At 27.6% G+C, this 18,507-nt stretch carries 15 protein-coding genes and 1 pseudogene; 10 read left to right on the top strand and 6 right to left on the bottom strand.

The genetic code is table 11. The features are described from left to right. Position 1 precedes the first annotated feature (1 nt). Entirely contained in the window at positions 2 to 1,675 is a 1,674-nt protein-coding gene (locus DJ007_RS03240; protein WP_129408315.1) for an ABC transporter permease, read from the top strand. A 72-nt stretch (positions 1,676 to 1,747) separates the two neighbouring features. On the opposite strand, the gene DJ007_RS03235 is transcribed toward DJ007_RS03240, so the two are convergent. The 4 genes from DJ007_RS03235 to DJ007_RS03220 all read right to left on the bottom strand — a co-directional run bounded on the left by DJ007_RS03235 (position 1,748) and on the right by DJ007_RS03220 (position 4,326). Further along, positions 1,748 to 2,872, bottom strand: coding sequence for a hypothetical protein (locus DJ007_RS03235; protein ID WP_129408314.1), 1,125 nt, complete (start codon positions 2,870 to 2,872; stop codon positions 1,748 to 1,750). Beyond that, positions 2,872 to 3,363 (bottom strand): CPBP family intramembrane glutamic endopeptidase, encoded by a 492-nt coding sequence (locus DJ007_RS19870; RefSeq protein WP_368359436.1) that lies wholly within the window; start codon positions 3,361 to 3,363, stop codon positions 2,872 to 2,874. Before DJ007_RS19870 ends, DJ007_RS03235 begins: the two co-directional genes overlap by 1 nt. Positions 3,364 to 3,475: 112 nt before the next feature. Then, complete coding sequence (locus DJ007_RS03225; protein ID WP_129408312.1) at positions 3,476 to 4,108, bottom strand: hypothetical protein; 633 nt, start codon at positions 4,106 to 4,108, stop codon at positions 3,476 to 3,478. Further along, entirely contained in the window at positions 4,108 to 4,326 is a 219-nt protein-coding gene (locus DJ007_RS03220) for a hypothetical protein (protein WP_129408311.1), read from the bottom strand. Before DJ007_RS03220 ends, DJ007_RS03225 begins: the two co-directional genes overlap by 1 nt. A gap of 354 nt (positions 4,327 to 4,680) precedes the next feature. Here DJ007_RS03220 and hpf point away from each other — a divergent pair, with 354 nt between their 5' ends. Continuing rightward, positions 4,681 to 5,223, top strand: coding sequence for a ribosome hibernation-promoting factor, HPF/YfiA family (hpf, locus tag DJ007_RS03215; RefSeq protein WP_129408310.1), 543 nt, complete (start codon positions 4,681 to 4,683; stop codon positions 5,221 to 5,223). A 173-nt stretch (positions 5,224 to 5,396) separates the two neighbouring features. On the opposite strand, the gene DJ007_RS03210 is transcribed toward hpf, so the two are convergent. After that, positions 5,397 to 6,263: a VIT1/CCC1 transporter family protein gene (locus DJ007_RS03210; RefSeq protein ID WP_129408309.1), complete on the bottom strand. Its 867-nt coding sequence runs from the start codon at positions 6,261 to 6,263 to the stop codon at positions 5,397 to 5,399. Positions 6,264 to 6,289: 26 nt separating this feature from the next. After that, the gene (locus DJ007_RS03205) at positions 6,290 to 6,859 is read right to left on the bottom strand and encodes a nucleotidyltransferase family protein (RefSeq protein ID WP_129408308.1); all 570 of its coding nucleotides are present in this window, start codon (positions 6,857 to 6,859) and stop codon (positions 6,290 to 6,292) included. Between the two features lie 75 nt (positions 6,860 to 6,934). On the opposite strand from DJ007_RS03205, the gene DJ007_RS03200 reads away from it, so the two are divergent. The 8 genes and pseudogenes from DJ007_RS03200 (at position 6,935) to DJ007_RS03165 (ending at position 18,506) form a co-directional block, all read left to right on the top strand. Further along, entirely contained in the window at positions 6,935 to 8,152 is a 1,218-nt protein-coding gene (locus tag DJ007_RS03200; protein WP_129408307.1) for a sugar ABC transporter substrate-binding protein, read from the top strand. Beyond that, positions 8,142 to 10,100 carry an ABC transporter permease gene (locus DJ007_RS03195; protein ID WP_129408306.1) on the top strand — a complete coding sequence of 653 codons (1,959 nt, stop codon included), beginning with the start codon at positions 8,142 to 8,144 and terminating at the stop codon, positions 10,098 to 10,100. The genes DJ007_RS03200 and DJ007_RS03195 overlap by 11 nt, the downstream gene beginning before the upstream one ends. A gap of 27 nt (positions 10,101 to 10,127) precedes the next feature. Further along, the gene (locus DJ007_RS03190) at positions 10,128 to 11,741 is read left to right on the top strand and encodes an SIR2 family protein (RefSeq protein WP_129408305.1); all 1,614 of its coding nucleotides are present in this window, start codon (positions 10,128 to 10,130) and stop codon (positions 11,739 to 11,741) included. Positions 11,742 to 11,906: 165 nt separating this feature from the next. Further along, positions 11,907 to 13,630 (top strand): annotated as a pseudogene (ade, locus tag DJ007_RS03185) (adenine deaminase). A 62-nt stretch (positions 13,631 to 13,692) separates the two neighbouring features. Then, positions 13,693 to 14,772: a BMP family ABC transporter substrate-binding protein gene (locus tag DJ007_RS03180; RefSeq protein WP_129408304.1), complete on the top strand. Its 1,080-nt coding sequence runs from the start codon at positions 13,693 to 13,695 to the stop codon at positions 14,770 to 14,772. Between the two features lie 116 nt (positions 14,773 to 14,888). Further along, on the top strand, positions 14,889 to 16,439 hold the full coding sequence (locus tag DJ007_RS03175) for an ABC transporter ATP-binding protein (RefSeq protein ID WP_129408303.1): 1,551 nt from the start codon (positions 14,889 to 14,891) through the stop codon (positions 16,437 to 16,439). Next, positions 16,436 to 17,590 carry an ABC transporter permease gene (locus tag DJ007_RS03170; RefSeq protein WP_129408302.1) on the top strand — a complete coding sequence of 385 codons (1,155 nt, stop codon included), beginning with the start codon at positions 16,436 to 16,438 and terminating at the stop codon, positions 17,588 to 17,590. Before DJ007_RS03175 ends, DJ007_RS03170 begins: the two co-directional genes overlap by 4 nt. Beyond that, on the top strand, positions 17,583 to 18,506 hold the full coding sequence (locus DJ007_RS03165) for an ABC transporter permease (RefSeq protein ID WP_129408301.1): 924 nt from the start codon (positions 17,583 to 17,585) through the stop codon (positions 18,504 to 18,506). The genes DJ007_RS03170 and DJ007_RS03165 overlap by 8 nt, the downstream gene beginning before the upstream one ends. Position 18,507: the final 1 nt, after the last annotated feature.

Here is an 18,507-nt window from a genome sequence, read left to right as displayed (position 1 = left end):
GATGGCTGAGAATAAAGAAGTTAAGAAACAGGAAAATCAAGATGTTTTTGAGAAACAATTTTTATCCACCCCTCAACTTGTCTGGAGAGCTTTAAAAAGACATAAATTTGGTTTAATATCAATGTGGATTTTGATAATATTATATTTATTTGCATTGTTTGCTGATTTTCTATCTCCTATGGATTATAAAGTTCAACATATAAAATATAAATTTGCACCACCAATGAAGGTATTTTGGAAAGACGAAACAGGAAAGAATATAGGACCACATGTTTATTTATATAAAAGGGTAAAAGATCCGGTAACTTTTCAAAGTACATTTAAACCTGCAACATACTTTGAAAACTTTAAAGTATATGATGATTTAAATTTTGATACAGAAAAGGAAACGGTTTTAAAATTAGGGGAGTATAATCCTGATTTCGAATCTACTATAACAAATTATCAATTTGTGTTGAATTATAAGACAATTGTAGTAACAAAGGATGGAAAAGAATATAAAATATTATCCGAAACAAGGACAGAACCATTAGTAACTTTTGAAGAGCTTGGAATAAAAAATAAGATATTAAAAAGAAGTGAAGAAGGATTTTTATCTGTTGATCAAATACCTTTATTAAAAGGTAAAGATGTTCTTTTAAGTGTTGAAGATAGAGGTATTTCAAAAACATATTATTTTGAAGAAAATTATAAAACAAAAAGTAGTTTGTCAAGGTTAAATTTGAAGCCAGAGGATGTAAAAGAGTTCAGGGAATATGTATCTCTTGATTCTATTGAAGTTGAAACAGAAGAAGATTTTTATGAATATTACCCTGAAAATTTAGAGGGTGTAAACTTCAAAAAATTCAATATAAAGTTCTTCACAAAAGGTTGGGAATATAAATGGTTAGGGTTTATTCCAGGAAATTTACATTTATTTGGTGTTGAAAAGAGTAAGTTACCATTTTTAGCAGAAGATTATTCCTCTAAAGATGGAATTATATATTTATGGGGTGCTGATAAATTTGGTAGAGATATGATTAGCCGATTGGTATTTGGAAGTAGAGTTTCTTTAACGATAGGATTATTAGGTATTGCAATAACCTTCTCTATAGGTTTAATGTTAGGTGGTACCGCTGGTTATTTTGGTGGCTGGATTGATGAAATATTAATGAGGTTTACAGAAATATTGATGTCAATCCCAAGTTTCTATTTACTTGTTTCTTTGAGTGCTATTTTGCCATCAGGTATGTCACCATCTGTAAAGTATATTTTGATTATTGTAATCCTTTCATTTATTGGTTGGCCAGGTATGACAAGGGTTATCAGAGGTATGACATTAGGTTTAAAAGAAACAGAATTTATTCAGGCAGCAGTTGCTTTAGGATATCCTTCAAGAAGGATTATATGGAAACATTTATTGCCAAATACTGCAACTTATGTTATAGTTTCAGCGACATTGTCAATTCCAAGTTATATTCTTGGTGAAGCTGGTTTGAGTTTCCTTGGTTTAGGAATCAGAGAACCTTCTGCAAGTTGGGGATTAATGCTATCACAAGCTCAAAATATTACAGCATTAACAAATTATCCATGGTTATTATTACCTGGTTTATTTATATTTATAACAGTTCTTGCATTTAACTTATTTGGTGATGCTATAAGGGATGCATTGGATCCAAGAGCATTAGGACATTAATCTAATAAGAGGTGGCTTCTATGAAGCCACCTCTTATTATTTTTTATTCATTGATGTTTAAATTTTTTAAATTTAGAATAAAAGAAGTTTTGAAATTTTGCTGTTATTTAATAGTATAACATTGCTTTCATCAATAATAACAAAATTATTATATTTTTCTCCAAATTTTTTAAATTTAATTTTTTTTGATATTGTATCAAAAATTATGAAATTGTCATCAGATAATATATATAACTTATTATTAAAAGTTTTTATTGCACTATGATCTCCAAAGGCTTTTATTTTATATTTTTTTATGTCGAGTGGATTATTAGAGATTTCAAACAAATCTCCAAAATTTGATGTAAAATAAGTTTTATTGTTTATTGCAACAATATTTGAATTAACTTTTGGAATATAATCTTTAAATGTATAAAAATTTTTTAGGTCAATAATATTTTCTGAACTATTTTTTGTATCAAGCATATAATAGTATTCATTAATACTGAAAAAAATTTTTTGATTATTATATATCGGAAATCCATATTTTTCATATTTCTTATCCTTTATATAAAAAGTTTTTATAGGGACAATTTTTTTTATATATGGCATATTGTCTTCGTCATAAGTAACAAAAACTTGTGAAATTTTTTTATCTTCTTTTTTGAAATAGAAAAAATTATTTTTATTTATAGGATATATTTTTAAATGTTCATAACCATTAACTGTATTTTCCATATATAAAGAAATTTCATTTACATACATATTATTAGTTTCATTGATATTTAGTTCACCTGTCCTGAAAAATCTTCCTTCTTTATATATTATAAGAAATTTATTGTTACTTATTTTCCCTTTTAAAATTAAAACTGGATAATTAAAATTTTTCTTTTTTAATATATTCCCATTAAAATCTAGAATATATAAATTAGAATCATTAGTAGTAAGAACAAGTTTATCCTCTAAAGCAAAAAAACTTAAAATGTTGGAATTAAAAGTTTTTTCCCAATTTTTTTTAAGATTTTTAGAAAATGAGAATAGTTTGTTATTTTGAAATCCAACATAAATATTTCCATTTTTATCTTTAAACATATAAGAAGAATTAACAAAATTTTTGAATTTATAAAAATTTTTAACGGAAGATTTTTTTATTATATACACAGTAGGAATTAATAATATAATTATAAATGTTAGTAAAATCAAATTCTTTTTCCTCATTAAAAGCCCTCCTTGAATACAAAAAAATTAATTATTGAGTGGATTCCGGATAGTAAATATATATCTTTTGAAATATTATATATAATAAGAGAACATATTTGATAAAAAAATCTAAAAGTAAAACTTTTTAATAAGTATGGGGTTTGAAGAGTTTCTATTGAATAATGACTTAAAGTAAATATGATTGAAATAACTATATATATTAATAATGTATTATATTTATTTTCTTTGAATGCATTATAAAAATATCCTTTAAAAATAAATTCTTCACTAAAGCTAGCTACTAAAAGATTAAAAAATATTTCTTCTTTTTGGGAATAATATTTTAAATGGAAAAATATAATAATTATGAGAATTAAAATATAGAAAGGAATAAAATATTTTTTAATTTTAAAGCTTTTTTTCAATTTTTCTATTACATATATTCTTTTAAAAAGAAAAGTAGAAAGAAAAAGTGCAAATACAAAAGTTAGATATATACAGGAAAACATATATCTATATGTGGATGGTTCAAATGTTAAAAATAAATTTTTAAAAAATATAAAAGTAAATAGATAAATAATTAGCATAAGAAAATCAAAAAGATCTTTCATTTTAATCACCTTAAAAGTAGTAATTTGCAATATAATGTGTTGGAGAATATTGTTTTAAATGTTTATAATATACTAATGGAAATAAAGTAAAATTTTCATTATAAACTTCAAAACCATTGAGATATAATATTATGTTTATTTTATTAATATTATGAACATTTAAAGTAATAAATGATGGGAATAATCCGAACTTTTTAAATATAGAATACGTTTCAGGCGTTTTTTCTACAAAAAAATAATGGAAAGTATCTTTATTACCTTTCAAAAAAATTAAAACAAAAATAGAATAGAATATAGATAAATCATTTAACTTAAATATGAATTTCAAATAAAAATTTTTATTTAAATAATAGATTCTTTTATTTTTTATATTCCCTAAAGAATTTAAAAATAGGAAATTATACTTTATATTATATACTTCAAAATTATGAGTATAAAAAATTTTTTTCGATGGATTATTCCAAAATTTATTTTCAAAAAAATATAAATCAAAACCTGGATAAGGAATCAAAAATTCCTTATCCAGAAATTTAATCCTAAATGGTTTCTTAATATTTTTAAGGTTATTTATATCAAATATTTCGTTATCTATTGTTATGAATGAAAAAGCATTTTTAAATTTGGATTCAAAAATATGTTTCATTATTTTGTAAAATCAATCAGTTCTGCAGAAATAGCAGCTCCGCCACCAGTCCCGGACATGGTTGATGCACCATAAATACCAATGGCGCTATTTAGTTGTTCTGAATAATTTTGACCTGCATCAACAGTTGTTTGATTGTTTCCATTTCCATAAATTTTATTATAAGTAGTGGAAGATGAAGAACCGCTAACACCTGAAGTTAAATATAAAGCATCCACGAAAAACCCTCCCTTGATTTTTTTGTATCATCCGGATGAATACGATATTATTATACCTTTAATAAGTAAAAAAAAAAAAAAAGAAACTATTAAAAATAAGTAAATAATAAAATTTATAAAAATATAAGTAATTAAATATTATTAATACAATAATAATATTTTTTAATTAATAATAATTAAATATTTAATTTATTTGTATTTTATAGAAAATATAAAATGGAAATAAAAATTTTCCAGTTTACATTAATATCCCTTCGCGGAGCGAAGAGATATTATCATAGTATTAAGAAAAATTGACTTTTTTAAAAAAAAGTGATATTATTATAATAGGGATCAACCAAAGGAGGTGTTCTTATGGATTACAATTTATACACAAAAAACATTGAACTAACAGCAGCATTAGAAGATTATCTTGCTAAAAGGATGGAAAAAATTGATAGAGTTTTTAAAAAGCATGATGATTTATTAATGAGCACGGACATTAGAATCACAAAAGAAAGAGAAACTTTTAAGGTTGAGGCTACATCGCATTTGAAGGTAAAAGGTACTATTTTAAAAGTAGAAGAAAGAGGTACGGATCTTTATGAGGTTATAGATAAAGTTTCTGATGCCTATGAAAGAAAATTAAAGAAATTTAAAGAAAAATTACAAAATCATGTTTCGCCGAATCCATTAAAGGAAATTAATACTGAAGTTATTGAAGAAGACGATGTTTTAAACAAAATAGCCAAAAGAAAACGATATGATTTGAATATGTATTCTTTAGAAGAAGCAATATTGCAGTTAGAACTTTTAGGGCATGAGTTCTTTGTATTTAGAAATTCCGATTCTGAAGAGGTTAATGTAGTTTATAAGAGAAAAGACGGAAGTGTTGGATTAATAGAATTAGTGGGTTGACATAAACCTCCGCTTCGCGGGTGTTTAGGATCTTTGCAGAGCGAAAGATTGAAGAATATTATAATTAAATAAAAAATAAAAACAGAAGAGTTCTTGCGAAGCAAGAACTCTTCATAGATTATAGACAAACTAAACATTCCACATAGCGGATATTTTCCTCGCGAAGCGAAATGTTATATGTCAATATGGAAAAATTGTCTGGCAATGAGACCTATGATAAAGGATATAATCATAACGCCAAAACTAATAGTGAGCATTTCGAAGAAATAGTGTTTAAATGTTTTTTCCTGGACAACAGAAACAAAGTATGAAAAGAAAACAATTACAATTATTGCATTAAATATTGTGAAAGATAATGAAATAAGTGGATTATGGAAAATGAAATATGGGAATACCAGTAAAATAACGGTTATAATATATGCAATTCCTGTGTAAATAGAAGCCTTTAATGGATTCGTTGAATTTTTTTCAGCGCGTTGCGATAGATACTCAGAGGCAGCCATTGAAAACGAAGCAGCAATACCGGTAATTAATCCTGATAATGCAACGAGTCGAGAATTTTGAAATGCAAAGGTTAAACCGGCTAATGTGCCTGTTAATTCAACAAGTGCATCATTTAATCCCAATACCATGGAACTGATATAATTTATTTTTTCTTCATCAATTAAACCTAATAATTTTTTTTCATGTTCGTTTTCATCTGCAATAATTTCATTAAATTCAGGTATTACTTCTTTAACCTCTTCATAACTTATTTGAGCACTTTCTTCTCCTTTTTCCATAGCATTTAATGCGAATGTTAAACCAAAGATATAAGACAATAATACATACCAGAATACAAAAAAACTATTTGGTTGTACATCTTCTTTTGTATATTTTTTCATAATATTATAATGCTTGAACTCATCTTTTGAAATCTCCTCTAATATTTTTCCATTTGTTCCTTTAATCCTTTTTGCCAATTTTTTATAAACATGGTATTCTGTAATTTCATTCTTTTGAAATTCTACTAATTGATTTTTTATTTTTTCATCGTTCATGCTTACACCTCTTTTCCTCATTTTAGTTAAGTAATTTGTTTTTCCGGATTAACGTCAAAATCAACAGTAATTTCTGGAACATCAACCTCAATTTTCTCTACATATTCAGGATGTTTTTTAATAATTTGTTTTATACCAGCGTCACCTTCCAATTTTAAAATATCATTAAAGAGCTCTTTTTTTATAAGTGTAGGAAATCCTTTTTTCCCATTATAATATGGTGCTACAATTAATTTTTCTGTTTCAAAATTTATTACAGTGTTTATGACCTCTTCTGGGATTAAAGGCATATCTCCAAGGAATATTAACACACTATCATAACGTTTTGTTAAAGCGTATTTTATAGCTAACTTAACAGAAGAAGAAATCCCTTTTTTATAGTTTTTATTTTCAATTATTTTAAAGTTATATAGGTTGAAATTATTTTTGTAATTATCCCATTTAGTGTTTACGATCAATATTTTATCTAGTTCAAAGATATTTACTAAATCAATTGTCCATTGTAAAAGAGGTTTTCCATTATAACTAAAAAGCATTTTATTACCTTTAAATCTACTAGATAGCCCCGCAGCTAAAATAACTCCCAATATTTTCATTTTTTTAATCACTCCATATGATGTATAATATATGTTAAGATTATATCACAAAAAATTTTAAAAGGGGTTGTTTTGTTGAAAAAAGTTTTTATATTTCTTTTAATATTAATTTCTTTAATAGGTTTTTCTGAGAAATTGGTTATCTGGTTTGATTATGAGGGCATAGACCAAATGAAAAAAATTATCCAAACATTTGAAAAAGAAAATCCAGATATTACTGTTCAGGTGATTCAGCAAAAAAAGATCGTTAATAAGATTTTTAATATTTATCGTGGCGGTGGAGAATTACCTGATATTATATTAATTAAAAATGATGAAATAGGCATGCTTGCCGATGCAAATCTAATTGAGAATGTGGATAATTTTAAAAATGAAATTGCTAATACCTTAATTGATAAATCTTTTGATGCATTTAAAGTTGAAAAAAATATAATCGATGGTCATTCAAATAAATTTAAGAAAGAAGTTCATTATTTTGGAGTACCGTTTTATTTTGATACACAGGTTTTGTATTATCACGATAAGATATTTTATAATTCTGGATTTTCTTTAGAATATGGACAGACATTTGAAGATTTATTATTTAATGCATATGCTGTTGAAGAATATACAAAAGGAAGAGTTATGGGGCTTGCATGGGGTGCAAATTCTCCATATTGGTTCCCGCCATTCCAATGGGCTTTTGGTAAAAAAGAGTTAATAGAAAACGGAAGAATAATAATAAATGATGATGAGACATATAATGCAATAGATTTTATATTTAAGACAATCAACGGTGGGAGCGCACATTTAGTAGAAAGGCAGGGGTTAATTTCTGGTTTTAAAAGTGGAAAAATTGCTTCTATGTTTTTTGGCACATTTATGATTCCTGATTTCATAAAATCTGGAATAGATTTTAAAATTATGCCATTACCATATATAAAAGAAGCAGGTAATTATATGACACCTATACTTGATTATAAAGGATTTAGTATTTTAAAGGGAAAGAAAACAAAAGATGTTGAGAAATTTATTAAATTTATACTTCAAAAAGATAATCAAATAGATTTCTGTAAAGATTTATATAAATTTCCGGTAAATAAAAAAGCATTTGAACAATTAAAAGATAGTGATGAATATTTTAAAGTTGCTTATGAATCTGCAAGAATAGGTAAGGTTATGCCAACATCTGCATATTTTAAATCAAAATATTGGCAGGGAATAAGAACAATGATGACATTAATTTTAAATAGAAAAGATGAATTTGATGGTGAGATAGTAGAAAAGGCACAGGAGTTTATGGATGCTAAATAAAAAGTATTTGTTAGTGGTACCTGCTTTAATATTATTGGTGTTTGTTTTAGTAATTCCGATGCTTTCAATGTTAAAAACATCGTTTTATAATTCTCCATTTGGAGAAAATATGTTTTTCGTGGGGATACGAAATTATATAAAAGTATTAGAAGATAGCGGAATGGGAATTGCTGTAAAAATTAGTTTTATATGGGCATCATTAATTTCATCAATAGTAATAATTCTTGGGATTATAATAGCGTATTTAATTGAGTATAAAACCAAAAACAAAAAACTATTATTTTTTATTATAATGCTTCCGTGGATAATTCCATCATATATGGGTGTATTAATCTGGAGGTCCTTAATATATGGTTATGGAACAGATTCAATAATAAAAACATTTTTTCATTTAAATACAAGCATATTTACAGATATTTTTGCAGGGTTTGGTTGGGGTGTTTTTGTTAGTATATGGCTTGAATTACCTATAGTTGTGATGGTATTAATATCAGCATATCAGGAAGTTCCAACAGAATTATATTTTGCTGCAAAGATAGATGGGGCAAATTCTCTCAACACGCTTATAAATATCACAATCCCATATATAAAACCTACTATTATAACATGGTTTTTAATTACATTTGCTAATCATTTTAAGGATTTTACCGTTCCTTTCCTTTTGACTGCAGGAGGACCACCGATTTTTGATGGGTTTACTTCGCATAGTATTGTTGGAATTACGACAACAATGGGAGTTTTTAATTATTTTATTTCTAATACACAATATGATTTTGGGATTATTTCTGCATATAGTGTAATATCTGCTATATTCGTCATGTTAATAGCCTTTATTTTCCTAACGCGAAGGACAATATCTTTAAAAAAATTCATAATATTTGTCATAGCTATAAAAATATTATCTTATGTATTTAATTCTGGTATTGTACTACTTTTATCAACATTTCTTTATTTTATTTTATTGAAAAAAAGGGAATTATTTGGTCTAGTTGTTTTCGCTGATTTTTCAATGATGATTTTAAATATAAACATAAAAGGATTCTGGAATGGTTTTGATTTTATTCCTATAATATCATTAATTTGGTTAATATTTAAGGAAAAAACACCTGTGATTCCCCAGAAAGATTTTTTTGGAAAAGAGTTTAAGGTGTTAAAAATTGGAATAAAATATATATTGTTATCTATTTTAATATTGGTGATTTTTCTTCCGCTATATAATATAATCAATATCTCTTTATCTGGAACAAATAATATAGCTACAATGTTTTTGCCTGAGCATTTCACGTTAGAAAATTATAGCAGAATATTTTCAGAAATACATATAGATAAAAATTTAAAGAATACAATTATAATATCTTTTTTAACAGCTATTATTGTTCCTCTAATATCCTATCCACTTGCTTTATTTGTTTCTAAAAATAATCTTGGTTGGGTATTGCCTTTATTGATATTTATAGATTTTTTAGGAGGGGTACATTCCATTATTGCGTTGTTTATAGTATTTAGAAAACTTCATTTGCTAAATTCACTATTTGGAGTTTCCCTTGTATATGCTACACACACATTGCCTATGGCAACGTTTTTAATAAAAGGTTATTTAGATAAGATACCAAAAGAAATAGAAGAAACAGCTTTGTTAGATACGACAAAATTTAAATCGTATTTTTATATTCTTTTTCCATTATCTATACCAGCGTTATTAGTTTCTATGCTAATAGGATTTATGAAAGGATGGAATGGATTTATTCCTTCCTTGATGCTTTTAAATAAAGATTCATTATATCCACTTTCGGTGAAATTATATTCTCTTATAGGAGAACCAGGAACATCTTACCCAAGATGGGACTTATTTTCAGCATCTTCAATATTAAATATTATTTTTCTTGGACTTATTTTTATAATGATAAGAAGACCATTAATGAATGGAGTTTTAAAAGACAGATTTTAAAGAGTAAGTATAATTACGAGGTGAATTATGAATAACGAGGATATAAAAAATTATTTAGAAAATAAATTAAAGAAAATTCCGGCAGCTCCATTTTTATTTATTGGTTCAGGGATAACAAGAAGATATTTAGGAGCACCAAGTTTTAAAGAATTGTTGGAAATATTTTCTAAAAAAATTCTTAGAGATGAAATGGCTTTTACAATTTATTATAATAAAGTAAAAGCAGCTAATGAAGATATAAAAGAAGAAAACATCTATCCCCTCATTGCTGAAAATATAGAAAAAGATTTTAGAAAAAATTTTGCAAAAATAAAAGTTGACAAAGCTTTTCAAGAAAATAAAAACTTATTAAAAAAAGGGATTTCGCCTTTTAAAATACAGGTAGCAGAATATTTTAAGTCATTAGAATATGAAAGTAAGAATTTAACGGAAGATTTAAAAGTTGAATTAAATTTATTAAAAGCATCTTCTGAAAAAAATATCAGTGGAATAATTACAACCAATTATGATTTATTATTGGAAAATATATTTTCAGATTTTAAAGTTTATATTGGACAAGAAGACTTGCTGTTTTCTCATATTCAGGAGATTGGTGAAATTTATAAAATTCACGGAAGTTGTAAAAATCCTGAGAGCATAATAATAACTGCAAGAGATTATGAAAAATTTAATGAAAAAAATGCATATTTGGCAGCAAAATTATTAACTATTTTTATAGAATATCCAGTAATATTTATGGGGTATTCCGTAAATGACCCAAACATTAGAAAAATTTTAAAGTCAATATCAAATTGTTTAGTTGATGAAAATAAAAGAAAAAGATTAAAAGAAAACTTGTTTTTTATTGAATGGGTGGAATCAGAAAATAATGATATAAGTTCTTTTTATATAAATTTTGAAAATGAGAATATAGAAATGACAAAAATAAAAACAAATAGTTTTATTCCTATTTATAATGCGATTTTATCGAATAAAAGAAAATTTAGTATAAGAGTTTTAAGACAGATAAAAGAACAATTATATGAATTAGTTTTAAATAGTGACCCAAAAGAAAAAATTAGAGTAGTAAACATTAATGAAATTAACACTACAGAAAATATAGAATATGTAATAGGTATTGGAGTTACAAAACTAGCTGAAAAGGGCTATAATTCAATAACATTGGAAGATATTTATAAAGATATTATATATGATGACCGAAATTTTGATATTAATAGTATTGTAACTTTAACTTTGCCTTTATTATTGTCTAGGCATAGTAATTCAGTTCCTATATATAAGTATATTTCTAAATATAATGGCATTTTACCAGAAAAAATAAAAGAAGTTAGCGATATTTGGACAAAAGATGAAAAATCTAGAAGAAAAGATTATGAAAATATTACTTTGGAAAAATTAAAAGAAAAATATAAAGATAATGATAAAAGGATAGTAAAGGAAATATCATATTTAAATCCTGATAATATAAACTTAGAAGAATTATTAGAATATATAAAAAGTCTAATGATAAAATATCCAGAAATTTTAAAAAATAAAAAAAAGAGAAGCTTGAAAGCAATAGAAAATAAAAATTATCCTGAAAGCAGTCCATTTAGAAAAATAATTAAAATTTATGATTATTTAAAATATAAAAAAAAATAAGGCGCCCACTAACACCTTAGAACGGTTAGCACCTAACGATACTGCCGTTTTAAAGCAGGAGCGCCTGATTAGTTAAAAGTTTATCTATTTAAAGTATAACATATTTTTTTATAAAATTCAATGAAATAAAATGAAAAATTTTTTTAATTTTGATTGGGGGATAGAATGAAAATAAAAGACATTATTCCTGTGGCATTGGGAAATGAAAAACCAGATGTTTTGTTAAAAAACGCAAAACTCGTGAATGTTTTTACCGGTGAAATAGAAGAGACAAATGTTGCTTTGTTTAGAAAAAGAATTGCAGGAATTGGTGATTATAACGAAGGTAAGAAAATAATAGATTTAAAAGGTATGTATCTTTTACCTGGATTTATAAATGCTCATTTACATATAGAAAGTTCTATGTTGTCACCAAGACAATTCGCTAAAGCAGTATTGTTAAGAGGGACAACGACAGTAATAGCAGATCCTCATGAAATTTCGAATGTTTTGGGGCTTGATGGGTTAGAATATATGATAAAATCCACAGAAGGAATTCCTTTAAATGTATATATAGCGATTCCTTCAGCTGTTCCAGCAACAAATATGGAAACTTCTGGAGCAAGATTAGGTCCTGAAGATATGGTCGGATTTGTTGATTCTTATCCAAATAGAATAATTGCTCTTGGTGAGGTTATGAATTTTCCTGGGTTATTAATAGAGATCCAGAATTATTGACAAAAATAGAGATATTAAGGCATATGTATAAAAAAATAGATGGCCATGCACCAGGTGTTACAGGCAAAGAATTAAACGCTTATATAGATGCTTTTATTAGATCTGATCATGAGTGTACTACAAAAGAAGAAGCATTGGAAAAAATAGGAAAAGGTATGCAGGTATTTATTAGAGAAGGAACGGCCGCAAAAAATTTAGATGAATTAATAGGTGCAGTTAATATGATGAACCACCATAGTTTTTCTTTCTGTACGGATGATAGGGAGCCCCTAGACATTCTGAAGGATGGTGATATAGATTATTTAGTAAGAAGAAGTATAGAAAAAGGTATAGACCCTATTATTGCTGTTAGAATGGCGACGATTAATACAGCAAGATATTATAATTTAAGAAGTATGGGAGCAGTAGCTCCAGGATATAAAGCTGATATGATAGTTGTTGATGACTTAAAAAAGATGAACATTAGAATGGTATTTAAAGATTCAAAATTGGTTGTCAAAGATGGAAAGTTTGTTGATAAGATGGAAGGTGTATATAACGATATGCCTAAAAAGTTTGGTAAGGTTGTATTACCAGAACTTTCAGTAAATGATTTGAAAATAAAAGATAAAGGTAAAAAAATACGAGTTATTAAAATTTTTGAAGGTTCGTTATTAACTGATGAATTAATCGTTGAACCAAAGATAGAAAATGGCTATGTCATTCCAGATGTAGAAAGGGATATCCTAAAAATAGTAATATTTGAAAGGCATACAGGAACTAATTTTTCTGTGGGATTTATAAATGGTTTTAAGATAAAAAGAGGAGCTGTAGGAACAAGTGTTGGACACGATGCTCACAATATAGGAATAATAGGAACAAGTGATGAAGACATATATTTAGCTGCAAAAGAAATAGAAAAAATGAATGGTGGAATGGTTGTAGTAGATAATGGAAAAATATTAGCAAAACTTCCATTACCAATTGCGGGATTAATGGCTGATAAGGAATTGGAAGAAGTTGTAGAAGAACTTGAATATCTGGAAAAGAAAATGAGGGAATTAGGAGGAATAGATGCAACATTTATGACATTATCATTTGTTCAACTTGCAGTTATACCACATTTAAAAATAACAAATAATGGTCTTGTTAACGTTAATAAACAGGAATATGTGGATTTATTTGTCGATTAAGCAAATTGGAAAAAATATAAAATTGTAGTAAAATTAAACCATTAGAAAAAGGAGGGGTTTATATGAAAAAGATTTTGGTAGTGTTATTAATTGCAGTATTATCATTGACATTATTCGGCAAAGTAAAAGTAGCGTTGTTAATTAATGGAACACTGGGTGATAAATCATTCTTTGATTCTGCTGCCAGGGGTATGAAATGGGCAGAAGAAAAATTGGGTGTAGAAACAAAAGTTATTGAAATGGGTTATAATCCATCTGAATGGGAACCAACGTTGGAAGATATTTCTGATAGTGAAGAATATGATATTATAATTGTTGGAACCTGGCAAATGGTAGAGCTATTAGAAAGAATAGCTCCATTATATCCAGATCAAAAATATGTAATTTTTGATGATGCTGTGGATTATTCAAAGGGTAATCTTCAAAATGTTTACTCAATTACATATAAACAGAACGAAGGTTCATTTTTAGCAGGTGCAATGGCAGCATTAGTTTCCGAATCAAAAAAATTCAAATATTCTGTTCCTGATAAGAAAATTATAGGATTTTTGGGCGGTATGGATATACCTGTTATAAATGATTTCTTAGTGGGTTATATAGAAGGTGCAAAATATATTGATCCAGAAATAAAGGTATTAATTTCTTATGTTGGAGCATGGAATGACCCTGCAAAAGGAAAAGAATTTACATTATCCATGTATAGGCAGGGAGCAGATGTTGTTTTTGCAGTTGCTGGAGAAACAGGAAATGGTGTTTTAGCAGCAGCAAAAGAAATGGATAGATGGGCAATAGGTGTTGATTCCGATATGCAATTATTATATGAAGAAAAAGATATGGATATAGTAAAACACACTTTGACATCAATGATGAAGAATGTAGATTATTCATTGTATAGAGCAATAAAATTGTATTTAGAAGGTAAAATGCCTTTAGGTAAAGCAGAAGCATTGGGATTGAAAGAAAAAGGTATAGGTTTAGCAGATAATAAGTACTTTAGAGAAATTATGAAATCAGATCCATGGGTATTGATAAAATTAAAAGATATAGAATTAGGTATTATCAGAGGAGAAATTAAAGTTCCAACTGCATATGGAATGAGTAACGAAGAGTTAAATAAAATTAGAAATTCTGTAAGACCATAATAATATAAAAGACATATAATCTTTTTGGAAAAGGGGCTATTAATAGCCCCTGTTTTATTAAAAAACAAAAATTTATTTTTGCTGTAATTAATTTATTATTAAGAAAGGTGAGAGGTATGAGTGAATATGTTCTTGAGATGAGAAATATATGGAAAGTATATCCTAATGGTGTTACCGCAAACAAAGGAGTAAATTTAAAGGTAAAAAAAGGAGAAATTCATGCCCTTCTTGGTGAAAATGGTGCAGGCAAAAGTACTTTGATGAAGATATTATTTGGGTTTGAAAGGCCGACAGAAGGTGAAATTTATTATAATGGTGAGTTAGTGAATATTAATTCGCCATATAAAGCTATTGAATTAGGTATAGGTATGGTTCATCAACATTTTATGTTGGTTCCATCTTTAACTGTTGTTGAAAATGTGGTTCTTGGTATGGAACCACGAAAGGGACTTTCAATAGATTTAAAAAAATCTATTGAATTTGTTGAGAATGAAATGAATAAATATGGATTACCTGTTCCTTTGAAAGAAAAGGTAAAGGATATTAGTGTAGGTATGAAACAAAGAGTTGAGATTATAAAGACTCTTGTTAGAGGAGCGGATTTAATTATATTGGATGAGCCAACGGCTGTTTTAACTCCACAGGAAACAGTGGAGTTATTTAAAGCTTTAAAAAATCTAACAAAAGCAGGAAAAACAGTGATTTTTATTACACATAAATTAAATGAAGTAAAGGAAATAGCAGATAGAATAACTGTTTTAAGACGAGGTAAAACAATAGGTGAAGCAGAAGTTAAAAATATTACCGAAAAAGATATGTCAAGAATGATGGTTGGTAGAGATGTTGATATTGAAATCGATAAAACACCAGCTAAACCAGGAAAGATTGTTTTAGAGGCAAAAAATTTAGAATATACACGTTTTGATGGCGTGAAAATGTTAAAAGGAGTAAATTTAAAATTAAGAGAAGGAGAAATTCTTGGAATTGCAGGTGTTGAAGGAAATGGACAGACAGAATTAGTTGATATTATCACAGGTATGGATAAACCAGAAAATGGAGAAATATTTATTTTTGGTAAGAACATGAAAGAAGCAGATAATCCTTATGAATTTAGAAAAATAGGAATGAGTTTTATTCCTGCAGATAGGATGCTTCATGGTGTGTCAAAAGAAGATACAATAGAAGAAAATTTGATTAGCGATCGATTTAACAGAGCTCCATTTTCTAAAAAAGGTGTTTTGAAATATAATAAGATTACTGAATTTGCAAAAAGGATGATAAAGGAATTTGATATTAGGACAGATGGACCAAAAACAGCAGTAAAAATGTTATCTGGTGGAAATATTCAAAAAGTTGTTGTCGCCAGGGAATTTACATCTAATTCAAAAATTATCGTAGCGGATCAACCTACAAGAGGTATTGATATTGCAGCAGCAGATTTTATTAGAAGAAGATTGGTAAAAGAAAGAGATAATAATGTGGCTGTTTTATTGATATCTTCTGATTTAACAGAATTATTAGAAGTTTCTGATAGAATACTTGTTATTTATCACGGAGAATTTGTAGCGCATTTTGAAAATATCAAAGAAATAGATGAGCAAATTTTAGGTGAATATATGCTTGGAATAAAGAAAATGTCTAAAGAAGAAATGGGTGATTTGATATGAAGTCGACAAAAAGATATGAGGTATATAGAACAGCTATTGCAATTGCAATTGCTTTAGCACTAGGATATATTCTTATTTTATTATCCGCATTTCCAAAAGGAGATATGGCATTTTTTGATAAACTAAAATCAGCTATAAAAGATGCAAACGATGCTTTTAGGACATTTTTAATTTCTCCAGTTTTAAAGCATCGAAGAGGACATTGGGTTTTTAATTTAAGAGGATTTATTCAATGGATAAATGAAAGTGTTCCTATTATGATTACAGGTCTTGCTGTATCTTTAATTTTTACAGCCAGACATTTTAATATAGGTGCTGAAGGGCAATTATTTTTAGGTGCAGCTATTGCAACTGGAGCAGCTATTTATTTTCCATCAATACCAATAATAACTCCAATTATTGTAATTTTAATAGCTTCCATGGTTGGTGCTGCATGGTCAGCAATTCCGGGTTATTTAAAATCAAAATGGAATGCATCAGAAGTTGTTACTTCATTAATGCTTAATTATGTCGCATTATATATGGGATTATTTATCATTAAGACCTTTTTAAGGGATCCTAATGCCGGGCAATTAGTATCTTTAAAATTTTCAGATTCTGCTACATTATTTTTATTAAATGATAGATATAGATGGCATAGCGGTATATTGATAGCACTTGCTTTGAGTTTTGCCTTATGGTTTGTTATGAAAAAAACAACATGGGGCTATAAGGTTAGATTAATTGGTAATAATAAACATTTTGCTTATTATTCTGGAATTAATACACAAAAAACATTTTTTCAGGTACATTTACTCAGTGGTGCGATAGCCGGTACAGCAGGAATTATTGAACTATTAGGATATTATGGAAGGTTTGTATGGTTATACTCGCCTGGATATGGATGGGATGGTATTATTATTGCGACTCTTGCGAGAAATAATCCAATTTATGTTCCAGTTGCTGCATTATTTCTTTCATATATCAGGGTTGGAGCAAAAACAATGGGAAGATATACAAATATTCCACCGGAAATGGTAGCAATTTTACAGGCCACTATTATATTATTGGTAACTGCAGAAGCATTCCTTTCACAAATGAAACAAAGAGCTATAGAAAAAGAAGCAAAACATACAGAAGAAGCTATTGTTGGTGGTGAGACAAATGAATAGTGTATTAAGTTCTATTTTATCATGGGATTTTGTTGCATCAGGAATCAGGGTTACCACGCCTATACTTTTAGCAGCATTAGGAGCATTAGTTGCAGAATTGGCTGGAACGCCTAATATTGCACTTGAAGGGACAATGCTTTTTTCCGCTTTTGTGGGAGTTATTATAAGTGGTTTTACTCAAAGTTTATGGTTAGCGGTAATAGGTGCGTTATTAACAGGAATAGTTATGTCTTCGATATTAGCATATTTTTCACTTAAACTGAAGACAGATATAATTATGGCTGCTATTGCCTTAAATATATTTGCCAGTGGTGGAACAATATATGCACTTTATTTATTAACAGGAGATAAAGGATCTTCAGCCTCATTAAAATCTCTGGTATTACCGAATATAGATATACCAATAATAAAAAATATACCTATTTTGGGAAATATATTAAGCGGGCATCACATTTTAACTTATGTGGCAATAATTCTTGTATTTTTAATACAATACATGTTGTATAAAACACCTTTAGGATTGAGAATTAGATCTGTAGGAGAATCACCTGATGCAGCACGTTCTGTTGGTATTTCTGTATTTAAAACACAATATACAGCATTGATTATTAGTGGAATGCTTGCTAGTTTAGGAGGAATTTTTCTTTCAATGGGATATGTTTCATGGTTTGCAAGGGATATGACATCAGGTAGAGGATTTATCGCTTTAGCAGCACAGGCATTAGGAGGTACATCGGCATATGGTGTAGCTCTTGGTTCGTTATTATTCGGGTTTTCAGAAGCCCTGTCTTTTTCTTTACAATTCTTAAATATACCATATGAAGTAACACAATCAATGCCTTTTATAATAACCGTCGGTGCATTGGCATTTTATGCATGGAATAAATCAAGAAATAAAAGAAATAGGGATATATGAG

It is taken from the genome of Marinitoga lauensis, assembly GCF_004135675.1.
GTDB lineage: Bacteria > Thermotogota > Thermotogae > Petrotogales > Petrotogaceae > Marinitoga > Marinitoga lauensis.
The sequence above is the reverse complement of the archived record's forward strand: the minus strand, read 5'-3'. Positions and strand labels throughout refer to the sequence as shown.

Excerpts from the sequence above, each read along its gene's own strand:
- DJ007_RS03240 (WP_129408315.1), top strand. The coding sequence starts at position 2 with ATGGCTGAGAATAAAGAAGTTAAGAAACAGGAAAATCAAGATGTTTTT.
- DJ007_RS03235 (WP_129408314.1), bottom strand. The coding sequence starts at position 2,872 with ATGAGGAAAAAGAATTTGATTTTACTAACATTTATAATTATATTATTA.
- DJ007_RS19870 (WP_368359436.1), bottom strand. The coding sequence starts at position 3,363 with ATGTTTTCCTGTATATATCTAACTTTTGTATTTGCACTTTTTCTTTCT.
- DJ007_RS03225 (WP_129408312.1), bottom strand. The coding sequence starts at position 4,108 with ATGAAACATATTTTTGAATCCAAATTTAAAAATGCTTTTTCATTCATA.
- hpf (WP_129408310.1), top strand. The coding sequence starts at position 4,681 with ATGGATTACAATTTATACACAAAAAACATTGAACTAACAGCAGCATTA.
- DJ007_RS03210 (WP_129408309.1), bottom strand. The coding sequence starts at position 6,263 with ATGAACGATGAAAAAATAAAAAATCAATTAGTAGAATTTCAAAAGAAT.
- DJ007_RS03205 (WP_129408308.1), bottom strand. The coding sequence starts at position 6,859 with ATGAAAATATTGGGAGTTATTTTAGCTGCGGGGCTATCTAGTAGATTT.
- DJ007_RS03195 (WP_129408306.1), top strand. The coding sequence starts at position 8,142 with ATGCTAAATAAAAAGTATTTGTTAGTGGTACCTGCTTTAATATTATTG.
- DJ007_RS03190 (WP_129408305.1), top strand. The coding sequence starts at position 10,128 with ATGAATAACGAGGATATAAAAAATTATTTAGAAAATAAATTAAAGAAA.
- DJ007_RS03180 (WP_129408304.1), top strand. The coding sequence starts at position 13,693 with ATGAAAAAGATTTTGGTAGTGTTATTAATTGCAGTATTATCATTGACA.
- DJ007_RS03175 (WP_129408303.1), top strand. The coding sequence starts at position 14,889 with ATGAGTGAATATGTTCTTGAGATGAGAAATATATGGAAAGTATATCCT.
- DJ007_RS03170 (WP_129408302.1), top strand. The coding sequence starts at position 16,436 with ATGAAGTCGACAAAAAGATATGAGGTATATAGAACAGCTATTGCAATT.
- DJ007_RS03165 (WP_129408301.1), top strand. The coding sequence starts at position 17,583 with ATGAATAGTGTATTAAGTTCTATTTTATCATGGGATTTTGTTGCATCA.